The organism is Sandarakinorhabdus sp. (assembly GCF_031422795.1).
Taxonomy (GTDB): Bacteria; Pseudomonadota; Alphaproteobacteria; order Sphingomonadales; family Sphingomonadaceae; genus Sandarakinorhabdus.
On the sequence record NZ_JANPML010000080.1, the window covers coordinates 1 to 11,061 of the forward strand.

9 protein-coding genes and 1 pseudogene are annotated in these 11,061 nt (G+C 64.7%); 7 read left to right on the forward strand and 3 right to left on the reverse strand.

The genetic code is table 11. The features are described 5' to 3' along the window. The 4 genes and pseudogenes from RMO81_RS03185 to RMO81_RS03200 form a co-directional block, all read left to right on the forward strand. Positions 1 to 472, forward strand: a pseudogene (locus RMO81_RS03185) (DNA recombination/repair protein RecA); the annotation flags it as partial. A gap of 135 nt (positions 473 to 607) precedes the next feature. Further along, positions 608 to 1,441 (forward strand): methyltransferase domain-containing protein, encoded by an 834-nt coding sequence (locus RMO81_RS03190; protein ID WP_310474288.1) that lies wholly within the window; start codon positions 608 to 610, stop codon positions 1,439 to 1,441. A 115-nt stretch (positions 1,442 to 1,556) separates the two neighbouring features. Beyond that, positions 1,557 to 4,199, forward strand: coding sequence for an alanine--tRNA ligase (alaS, locus tag RMO81_RS03195; protein ID WP_310474290.1), 2,643 nt, complete (start codon positions 1,557 to 1,559; stop codon positions 4,197 to 4,199). Positions 4,200 to 4,251: 52 nt separating this feature from the next. After that, a complete protein-coding gene (locus RMO81_RS03200) occupies positions 4,252 to 4,962 on the forward strand; it encodes a class I SAM-dependent methyltransferase (RefSeq protein WP_310474291.1) in 711 nt (236 codons plus the stop codon). Here the strand turns inward: RMO81_RS03200 and RMO81_RS03205 are convergent. Further along, positions 4,959 to 6,758 (reverse strand): cation:proton antiporter, encoded by a 1,800-nt coding sequence (locus RMO81_RS03205; protein ID WP_310474293.1) that lies wholly within the window; start codon positions 6,756 to 6,758, stop codon positions 4,959 to 4,961. The genes RMO81_RS03200 and RMO81_RS03205 overlap by 4 nt on opposite strands. Before the next feature lie 9 nt (positions 6,759 to 6,767). Here RMO81_RS03205 and RMO81_RS03210 point away from each other — a divergent pair, with 9 nt between their 5' ends. After that, complete coding sequence (locus tag RMO81_RS03210; RefSeq protein ID WP_310474294.1) at positions 6,768 to 7,955, forward strand: S41 family peptidase; 1,188 nt, start codon at positions 6,768 to 6,770, stop codon at positions 7,953 to 7,955. Between the two features lie 9 nt (positions 7,956 to 7,964). Here the strand turns inward: RMO81_RS03210 and RMO81_RS03215 are convergent, their stop codons facing one another. Next, on the reverse strand, positions 7,965 to 9,188 hold the full coding sequence (locus RMO81_RS03215; RefSeq protein WP_310474295.1) for an NADP-dependent isocitrate dehydrogenase: 1,224 nt from the start codon (positions 9,186 to 9,188) through the stop codon (positions 7,965 to 7,967). A 64-nt stretch (positions 9,189 to 9,252) separates the two neighbouring features. Continuing rightward, entirely contained in the window at positions 9,253 to 9,810 is a 558-nt protein-coding gene (locus RMO81_RS03220) for a TIGR00730 family Rossman fold protein (protein ID WP_310474296.1), read from the reverse strand. Positions 9,811 to 9,893: 83 nt separating this feature from the next. Between RMO81_RS03220 and RMO81_RS03225 the strand changes: the two genes are divergently transcribed. Then, a complete protein-coding gene (locus tag RMO81_RS03225; protein ID WP_310474297.1) occupies positions 9,894 to 10,751 on the forward strand; it encodes a phosphatidylserine decarboxylase in 858 nt (285 codons plus the stop codon). Positions 10,752 to 10,776: 25 nt separating this feature from the next. After that, on the forward strand, positions 10,777 to 11,061 hold a 285-nt coding region (locus RMO81_RS03230; protein WP_310474298.1), incomplete at its 3' end, for a CDP-alcohol phosphatidyltransferase family protein.

The window sequence follows — 11,061 nt, forward strand, 5'->3', positions numbered from 1 at the left end:
CCAGCTGCGCATGAAGATCGGCGTGATGTACGGCAACCCGGAAACCACGACGGGCGGCAACGCGCTGAAATTCTATGCCTCCGTGCGCCTCGACATCCGCCGCACCGGCCAGATCAAGGACCGCGACGATATCGTGGGCAATACCACCAAGGTGAAGGTGGTGAAGAACAAGGTGGCGCCGCCGTTCAAGCAGGTCGAATTCGACATCATGTACGGCGAAGGCATTTCCAAGATCGGCGAAATTCTCGATCTGGGCGTCAAGGCCGGCGTGATCGAAAAGTCGGGTGCGTGGTTCAGCCACGACAGCATTCGCATCGGCCAGGGCCGGGAGAATTCCAAGAAGTATCTCAAGGAAAACCCGGAAACCATGGCGAAGATCGAGAAGATCATCCGTGACAATGCTTCGGGTATTTCCGAAGCGCTTCTGGTCGGTCCGTCGGCAGATGACGACGTCGGCGACGACGAAGTATAAGCACATCCTGCCAACCAGTTCCCACTGTTGACGGGGCGGCTCCACAAGGGCTGCCCCGTTGCTTGTTGGCCGGTGCCGATTGACCTTGGCTGCAACCCCGCGCAGGAATGACGAAACTCGCTCGGAGCCTATCCCATGAGCAACGCCGAACAGATTGAATATTGGAACAGCAAGGTTGGTGAGACCTGGGTGCTGATGCAGGAGCGCATGGATCTGGCGCTGACTCCAGTCACCTCGGCTCTGCTGGCCGCCGCGGCACCGCAGCCCGGTGAACTGGTGCTGGATATTGGCTGCGGTGCCGGCGAAACCACGCTGGCGATGGACGCGGTGGTAGGCGAGGGCGGCCACGCCATCGGCCTCGATGTGTCGGAACCGCTGTTGGCCCGCGCCCGCGAACGCGCCGCGGCGCTGCTCAGCGAAGCCGAATTCATCGCCGCCGACGCGGCGACCTGGGCCGAAGAAACCGGCTTCGATCTCATCCTGTCGCGTTTTGGCGTGATGTTCTTCAACGATCCGGGCGCCGCCTTTGCCAATCTGCACGCGCTTGCCGCGCCGGGCGGCCGTCTGGTTTTTGCCTGCTGGCAGCCGGCGGCGCGCAATCTGTGGGCCACCTTGCCGATGACAGCGCTGGCGCATCTGTTGCCCGCCAATCCGCCCATCGATCCGCTCGCGCCCGGCCCGTTCGCCTTTGCCGATGCGGCGCGCGTCGCCACGCTGCTGGAAGCCGCCGGTTGGCAGGATCTCGCCTTTCACAGCCTGCCCTTTGAAATGCTGGTTGGCGAAGGCGATGATCCGATCGCCAGTGCCGTGCAGTTCAATATGCGCATTGGCCCCGCCGCCAAGGCCGTGCGTGAAGCTGGCATTGGCGATGCCGCCAAGACGATCCTTGCCGAAGCGCTGCAACCCCATCTGCATGATGGCCAGGTGCGGCTGGCGGGTGCCATATGGCTGGTGACAGCGCGGGCCTGATTTTCCGCCGGCGGCCCGCGAGGGCGTCGGCGTCAGCATGATGAGCTATTCCGCCTGATGCGTCGGTTCAAGCCGGCCTTTACGCTGGCGCTTCGCGGCGTTAAGCGCTCATCCCATGATCTCGACGAACGACATTCGCAAAAGCTTTCTCGATCACTTCGCCAAGGCGGGTCACATGGTGGTGCCGTCGGCGCCGCTGGTGCCGCAGAATGATCCGACATTGATGTTCGTCAACGCCGGCATGGTGCCGTTCAAGAATGTCTTCACCGGGCTTGAATCGCGGCCCTACACGCAGGCCGCCAGCAGCCAGAAATGCGTGCGCGCCGGTGGCAAGCACAATGATCTGGATAACGTGGGCTACACCGCCCGCCACCACACCTTCTTTGAAATGCTGGGCAATTTCTCGTTCGGCGATTACTTCAAGGAACAGGCGATCACGCTGGCCTGGGATCTGCTCACCCGCGAGTGGGGCCTGGACAAGAACCGGCTGTGCGTCACCGTTTATCACACCGATGATGAAGCCGCCGCCCTGTGGAAGAAGATCGCCGGCCTGTCCGACGACAAGATCATCCGCATCGCCACCAACGACAATTTTTGGTCAATGGGCGATACCGGTCCGTGCGGGCCTTGTTCGGAAATCTTCTACGATCACGGCGATCATATCCCCGGTGGCCCGCCCGGCAGCCCGGATGAGGACGGCGATCGTTTTGTCGAGATCTGGAACCTGGTGTTCATGCAGTATGAGCAGGTCGATCGCGACACCCGCCTGAACCTGCCGCGCCCCAGCATCGATACCGGCATGGGGCTGGAGCGCGTTGCCGCCGTGCTGCAGGGCGTGCACGACAATTATGAAACCGACACATTCAAGACGCTGATCGCCGCCAGCGAGGACAAGGTGGGCAAAGCGCTGACCGCTGAAGCCCGCGCCTCGCACCGCGTCATCGCCGATCACCTGCGTTCGTCGGGTTTCCTGGTTGCCGATGGCGTGCTGCCGGCCAACGAAGGCCGCGGCTATGTGCTGCGCCGGATCATGCGCCGCGCCATGCGCCACGCCCATCTGCTGGGCTCGAAGGAACCGTTGATGCACCAATTGGTGCCGGCGCTGATGGCCACCATGGGCCAGGCCTTCCCGGAACTTGGCCGCGCGCAGGCGCTGATCGAGGAAACGCTGAAGCTGGAAGAAACCCGTTTCCGCCAGACGCTGGAGCGCGGGTTGGGCCTGTTGGAAGAGGCGACCGCAAAGCTTTCCGCCGGTGGCACGCTTCCGGGTGATGTGGCCTTCAAGCTCTATGACACGTTCGGCTTCCCCTATGATTTGACCGAAGACGCCCTGCGCGCCCGCGGCATTGCGGTTGATCGGGCCGGTTTCGATGCCGCCATGGCTGAACAGCGCCGTTTGGCGCGTGCCGCGTGGAGCGGTTCCGGTGAAGCCAAGGATGCGGCGGTGTGGTTCGACATTGTCGAAGCGGAAGGCGCTAGCGAATTCACCGGCTACACCAGCCTGACCGGCGAAGCCAAGGTCGTCGCGCTGGTGAAGGACGGCAAGCGCCAAGAGACTGCCAAAATTGGTGAAAAGATCGTTGTCGTCACCAACCAGACGCCTTTCTATGCCGAAAGCGGCGGCCAGGCCGGCGATGGCGGCAGCATCAGCTGGGGCGATGGCCTGACCGCGCGCGTGGCTGACACGCGCAAGGCACTGGGCAAGCTGCACCTGCATGACGTGACGCTGACCGCCGGGCCGCTGTCGGTGGGTGATGTCGTGAAGCTGGACGTGGATGCCCCGCAGCGCGGTGCCCATCGCCGCGCCCACAGCGCCACCCACCTGCTGCACGCCGCGCTGCGTCGCCGGCTCGGCACGCATGTCACCCAGAAGGGTAGTTACGTCGGTGAGGATTATCTGCGCTTTGACTATTCACACCAGAAGGCGATGACGCCGGCCGAACTGGCGCAAGTGGAAGCCGATGTGAACGCCCAGATCCTGGGCAATCGCCAGGTTTCGACCAAGCTGATGACGCCGGACGCCGCCATCGAAGCCGGCGCCATGGCGCTGTTTGGCGAGAAATACGGCGAGGAAGTGCGCGTCCTTTCGATGGGTGCAGACGACGGTGGCGACACTTATTCGGTCGAACTGTGCGGCGGCACTCATGCCGAAGCGCTGGGTGATATCGGCCTGCTCAAGATCACCGGCGAAAGCGCCGTGGCCAGCGGCGTGCGCCGTATCGAAGGCAAGACCGGTGTTGCCGCGCGCGACTACCTCAACGAACGCGAAGCGCTGCTGCTGGAAGCCGCTGCCGCCATCAAGGCCCGGCCCGAAGAAGTGCCGGCGCGGCTTGCCACCCTGATCGATGATCGCAAGCGGCTCGAGCGTGAACTGGCCGATGCCAAAAAGGCGCTGGCGCTGGCTGGACCTGCTGGCGCCAAGGCCGGCCCGGAAATGGTCAATGGCATCGCCTTCCAGGGCCAGGTGCTTGACGGCCTGGAAGCCAAGGCACTGCGCGGCCTGGTGGACGAAGCCAAGCAGGCGCTGGGCAGCGGCATCGTGGCAATCGTGGCGGTGAACGAAGGCCGCGCCAGCGTGGCGGTTGGCGTGACCGACGATCTGGTGGCGACGCGCTCGGCGGTCGATCTGGTGCGTGTCGCAGCGGCGGCACTGGGCGGGCAGGGCGGCGGTGGCCGGCCCGACATGGCGCAAGCCGGCGGCCCGGATGCCGACAAGGCGGACGATGCGATTGCTGCTGTGAAGGCTGCGCTGGGTTGACCTTTCGCGCCTGACCGTTCACACGCCGCGCCCCGGATGGAGGAGCGGCGTGATGAGCACAGAGTGGGAAGCCTCGGCAGCGGCGTGGATCGCCATTCAGGGTGAAAGCGGCGATTTCGGCCGCGTTCATGTGCTCGATGCGCCGATGCTGGCGCTGGTGGATGAACGCGCGCCGGCCCGCGTGCTGGATGTTGGCTGCGGTGAGGGGCGGTTTTGCCGGATGCTGGCCTCGCGCGGCATTGCAACTACGGGCATCGATCCGGCTGTGACCCTGATCCAGCAGGCGCAGGCCCTGCATTCCGGTGGCGACTACCGTGTGGCGGATGCCGAAACCATGGCAATTGCACCGGGCGGCCATGACATGGCGGTCTGCTATCTGTCGCTGATCGACATGCCCGATCTGGATGCGGCCTTGGCGCGGATCGTGGCGGCGATCCGCCCCGGCGGCGACCTGCTGATCGCCAATCTGACGTCGTTCAACACGGCGGCCACGCATCTGGGCTGGTTGAAACCGCTGATCGGTGAAGCCAGCTTCCCCATTGATCATTATCTGGAAGAGCGCCCGCGCCGGACGGCGTGGCAGGGCGTTGATATCATCAACCATCACCGGCCTTTGAAGCGCTACATGCAGGCGCTGCTCGGCCACGGCCTGACGCTGACGCATTTCGACGAACCGCCGGCCACTGGCGGCCCAGCCGACAAGCGCGACCGCTATAACCGCGTGCCGAATTTCCACATCATGATGTGGCGCAAGCCCGATTAGTCGCGTTTGGCCGGCGTGCCGCGCAGGCTGCGCAGCGGTGGGCGTTTGGGGATGACGCCGCTGCTTCTCTTGATTCCAGCCTTGATCTGCGAGCGCAATTCGTCGCGCTTTTCGTGGACCGAGGCGATGACGGGCCCCATCGGCACGCCCAGATCAACCAGCACCGCTTCGGCCAGTTGCAGGCTGCTTTCCACGGTTTCGGGCACGGCATCGGTGGCGCCAACCGCATAAAGCGCGCCGGCATGTTCGGCATCGCGGGCGCGCACGACGATGCACAGATCGGGATGGCTGGCCCGGATGCGGCGAACGAGCAGATCGAGCATCCGCATGTCGTCGATGGTCAGCACCACGGCGCGGGCCTGATCCAGTTTCAGCCGGTCCAGCAGTTCGGGGCGGCGGGCGTCGCCATAGATCACCGGCTTGCCGGCGCGGCGCAGGCGTTGCACTTCGTCGGGGTCGCTGTCGACCGCAATCCAGGCCTGGCCATGCATGTCCAGCATCTGCGCCACCAGCCGGCCAACGCGGCCATAGCCGATCAGCACGGTTTGCCCGGCGGCGCGGTCGGCGGCCGGTTCCTCGCGTTCTTCGCTGGCCCGGGCTTCCAGCTGGGCGCCCGCCAGGCCCAGCAGCGGCGCCAGCGCCAGGGTGAGCGATGCCACCGCCAGCGCCGTTTGCGCCGTGGTGCCGCCGATCAGCCCGGCCGAAGTGGCCGCTGCCAGCACGATCAGGCTGGTTTCCGATGGGCTGGCCAGCAGCAGCGCGACATGGCCGGCCACGCCGCGCCGGCTGCCGCGCAGGCGCAGCAGGGCATAGACGGCGACGGCCTTGATGCTGAGCACGGCGGCTGTTCCGGCCAGCACCGGCCACGGATCGGCGGCGATGGCGGCCAGATCGAGCCCGCTGCCCACCCAGATCAGGAACACCCCCAGCAACAGGCCTTCAAAGGGTTGGATCGCCGCTTCGATCTGGCGGCGATAATCACTGGTGGAAAGCATCAGCCCGGCCATGAGCGCGCCCACCGCCGGTGACAGGCCGGCCAGTGCCGCCGTGGCCGCCGAACCGATCAGCACGACCAGCGCGGCGGCCAGAAACAATTCGGAACGCCGGGTGCGCGCCGCCTGCAGGAACAGCGGCGGGACGACGTGGCGGGCAAACAGCGCAATGCCGAGCAGGGCGCCGATGCCGATGATCAGGCTGCGCCCGAAATCGCCGCCGCCGCTGGCCCCCACCAGCAGCAGGATCGGCGCCAGCGCCAAATCCTGAAACAGCAGGATGCCCACCGCCTTGCGGCCGACCTGGCTGTTGATGTGGCCGCCGGCAGACAGCAATTGCAGGCCGACCGCCGTGGATGACAGCGCCAACGCACCGGCCACCGCCACCACGGCCGGCAGCGGCAACCCGGCCAGAACCAGCAGGCCGGCAATCAAGGCGCCGCAGATCAGCAGTTGCAGGCTGCCCAGCCCCAGGATCATGCTGCGCATTGTCCGGATGCGATCGAGGCTCAATTCCAGCCCGAGCGCGAACAACAGCAGCGCGACGCCCAATTCCGCAGGCGCTGCAAGCGCTTCCGGATTGGACAATTGCAGCCAATCCAGCCCCGGTAACTGGCCCAGCCCGAACGGCCCGGCGGCCACGCCGATCAGGATGAAGCCGATCACCGGCGAAATGCGCAGTGCTGCAAAGGCAGGGATCACCAGCCCGGCGGCGCCCAGCACGAGCACCATATCCTTGAAGGCAGTGGATTCCAGATTGAGCGCCATGGGCATCACCTTGCCGGCAGCGGCCTTGCCTGTCACGTTCGGATTATGACGCAAACACCCTTCTCGCGCCGGGCCGTGGCAGCCGGCCTGGCGGCGATGCCCCTGGTGGCCGCCGCCGCCGCGACCGACACTCGCCATGCCCAGGATTTCGATGAATTCTGGGAAACGCTGCGGGATCGCTATGCCTATCTTGCCGAAAAACCCGTGGATTGGGGTGCCGTGCGCCAACGATTCCGCCTGCAGGCCGTGGCCGCTGCCGATGACGAACAGTTCGCCCGGATCGTCGAACGGGCGCTTTCGTGCCTGTTTGATCCGCACACGCATCTGTGGAACCCGCCGGCCGGAACGCCGCGATACCCGCCACTGGATCTTGATGTGGAAGCAACGCCGGCAGGTGCGCGGGTGCGAGCCTTGTTGTCGCCATCGGCAGCATCAACCGCTGGCATCAGAGTGGGCGACATCATCACGCACGTCAAAGGTGAACCGCTTGCCGTGGTTGCCCGGCGTCTGGCCCCCGTGTGTCAACGGCGGCCCGACCCGGAAGCCTGGCGCTATGCGCTGGGCCAGGCCGTGGCGGGTATGAAAGGCAGCAGCGTGCGCCGGTTGACGCTGGCGCGGTTGGGGCAAGTGCAGCTGCTGTCGAATGATCAACCCGATCTGCCCCAGTTGGAACAGCGCCAAGATGGCAGGATTGGCATCATCACGATCCGAAGTTTTGCCGACAGCGCGGTGGTGGCGCAGTTCGATGCCGCGCTGGCGGCGCTGGCCGGGGCGGCGGCCCTGGTGATCGATGTGCGCGGCAATGGCGGTGGCGACACCGCTGTGGCCCGCCCGATCATGGGCCGCTTCACAGCTGAACGCCGGCCCTACGCCCGCATGCGGCGGCGGCAAGGGGAAGGGCTTGGCGCGGCCTGGACAGAATATGTCGATCCGCGTGGGCCCTTGTGCAGTTTGCCGGTGATTGTGGTGGTGGATCGCTGGTCTGCCAGCATGGCGGAAGGTTTTCCAATGGGCATGCGGGCGGTGTGCGGCGCCCGCATTGTTGGCCAACCGATGATGGGATTGGGGGCCGCGGTGTTCCCGCTGCGCCTCGATCGCACTGGCATCACGCTGCAATACAGCGCCGAACCGGTGTTCGACATCACCGGTCAGCGCCGTGACCGATTGCTGCCCAATGTGATCGTGCCGGATAGCGACGACGGGCTGGCAGCGGCACTGCAACTGCTGGCTTAAGCCGGGCTGTTACAGGCCCTTGACGATCGCGGCATCCAGGTTGGCGCGAACGGTTTCGAAGAATTTCTCCGTCGTCATCCAGGCCTGATCCGGGCCGATCAGCAGCGCCAGATCCTTGGTCATGGCGCCCGATTCCACGGTTTCAACGCAGACGCGCTCCAGCGTTTCGGCAAATCTGGTCACCATCGGGGTGTTGTCCAGCTTGCCGCGATGCTTCAGGCCGCCGGTCCAGGCAAAGATGCTGGCGATCGGGTTGGTGCTGGTCGGCTTGCCTTCCTGGTGCATGCGATAGTGGCGGGTAACGGTGCCGTGGGCAGCTTCGGCCTCCACCGTCTTGCCATCGGGCGTCAGCAGGATGCTGGTCATCAGGCCCAGGCTGCCATAGCCCTGCGCCACCATGTCGGACTGCACATCGCCGTCATAATTCTTGCAGGCCCAGACGAACTTGCCCGACCATTTCAGGGCCGACGCCACCAGATCGTCGATCAGGCGATGTTCGTACACAATGCCAGCCTTGCGATATTGTGCCTTGAAATCGTTGGTGTAAACTTCCTCAAACAAATCCTTGAAGCGGCCGTCATAGGCTTTCAGAATGGTGTTTTTGGTCGACAGATAGACCGGCCAGCCGCGATCGAGGCCAAAGTTCAAGCAGGCGCGGGCGAAATCGCGGATCGAATCGTCAAGGTTGTACATGCCCATGGCAACGCCGGCCGACGGGAATTCGAACACTTCTTCTTCGATGCTGCTCGAACCGTCCTGCGCTTCCCAACGCATGATCAGCTTGCCGGGGCCGGGCACCTTGAAATCGGTGGCGCGATACTGGTCACCAAAGGCGTGGCGGCCGATGACGATCGGATCGGTCCAGCCCGGCACCAGGCGCGGCACCGATTTGATGACGATGGGTTCGCGGAACACGACGCCGCCCAGGATGTTGCGAATGGTGCCGTTCGGCGATTTCCACATCCGCTTCAGCCCGAATTCCTTCACGCGGGCTTCGTCGGGCGTGATGGTCGCGCACTTCACGCCAACGCCGAACTCCTTGATCGCATTGGCGGATTCCACCGTGATCTTGTCGTTGGTGTCGTCACGGCTTTCCATGCCGAGATCGTAGTAATGCAGATCGATGTCCAGATTGGGCAGGATCAGCTGTTCGCGGATCCACTGCCAGATGATCCGGGTCATTTCGTCGCCGTCCAGCTCGACAACGGGGTTTTCGACCTTGATCTTGGGCATCTTTGCTTCCTGAAAATTGTGCGGCGGAATGTAGCAGCGTTCTAGGGGTTCGGAGCGGCAGTGGTCAACGGTTACCGTGATGGGCGTCGCCAAGCTTTTCCGACAGGGCGGCAAGGTCGGCAAGTGGTTCGGCCAACTGGCCCAGATGCGCCGGGCCAAACCCCGCATCGCCAATATGGGTAAGCAAGGCCGTGAGCGGTTCCCAATAGTCATTGCTGCCCAGCACCCAGATCGGCTTGTCGTGGATGCCCAGCTCGCGCCAGGTCAGGCTTTCGAACAGCTCGTCGAGCGTGCCGATGCTGCCGGGCAAGGCGATGATGGCGTCGGAAAGCCTGTGCATCAAGGCCTTGCGCTCGTGCAGCGTCTCGACAACGTGCAGTTCGTCCAGGCCATCCTGCGCGATTTCGGTGGTCATCAGCAGGCGCGGGATGATGCCAATCACGCGGCCACCGCCGGCCATGCAGGCGCGCGCGGCGACCCCCATCAGGCCAACGCGGCCACCGCCGTACACCATTGTGACGCCGCGCGCCGCACACAGGGCACCGAAGCCGGCAGCCAGTTCGGCATGGGCCGGATCATGGCCAGGGCGGGAACCACAGAACAGCAGCAGGGATTGGATCATGGCAGCCCTGTGGCGCATCGTTCAGCCGGGCGCAATCCACGATGAATTGCCAAGTGGCGTATGACGAGGCTAAAGCAGCGAGCATGACTGATCCTGACAAGAAGCTGACCATCGAGGAACTCGAGGCCGAGCTGAACGCGCTGAAGGTAACGCCGGAGGCCGAACCGCAGCTGCCAGCCGCGCAACTGCCACCACTGCCCGAAGTGCCGGCCGGCCCGCTGCCGCTGGTGCCCGGCGAAAGCGCCAAATATCGCCTGCCCGATATGCACCCCGAAGGCCGCAAGTTCCTTGCGATCGCGCTCGCGGCCGTGCTGTTCAGCGGCCTGGTGCTGGAATGGACGGCGCTGAGCTTTGTGTTGCTCGGCATTGCCATCTGGGTGGCGGCCTTCTTCCGCGATCCCGTGCGGGTAACGCCGCTGGGCGATAATCTCATCGTGTCGCCGGCCGATGGGCTGGTCAGCCTGATCACCAATGTCGAGGTGCCGCGTCAATTGCTGGGCGAAGGCGGCTTGGGCGATGGCCTGGTGACGCGCGTGACCGTGTTCATGAACGTGTTTGATGTGCATGTGAACCGGGCGCCCATCGCCGGGCGGTTGACCCGCATCGTCTATGTGCCGGGCAAGTTTCTCAACGCCGATCTCGACAAGGCGAGCGAAGAGAATGAGCGCCAGTATTTCGTGATCGAAGATGCCAGCGGTATGCGCGTCGCCTTCACCCAGATCGCCGGCCTGGTGGCGCGGCGCATCATGAAGTGGGTAGATGTTGGCCAGGCATTGAAGGTGGGTGAACGTTTTGGCCTGATCCGTTTTGGCAGCCGCGTCGATGTGTTCCTGCCGGCCGGCTATGTGGCGGCGGTGGCCGTGGGCCAGCGCGCCATTGCCGGAGAAACCGTGCTGGCGGTGAAGGGTGCGCCGCTGATGCACGGTGCGCAGGCCCAATGAAGCCCGGCGATCAGCTGATGCCGCGATGAGCGCGCCTGATCTTCCCCGCCGCCGTGGCATCCCGCTGCGTGCGGTGGTGCCCAATGCCGTGACCGTGCTGGCGCTGTGTGTCGGCCTGACCGGCGTGCGCTTTGCCATTGGTGGGGAATGGGAAAAGGCTGTGGGCGCCGTCGTGCTGGCGGCCGTGCTGGACGGGATTGATGGCCGGATTGCCCGGTTGCTGAAGGGCACCAGCCGCTTTGGCGCCGAACTGGATTCGCTGTCAGACGTGACGGCTTTTGGCGTGGCCCCGACGCTGATCATGTATCTG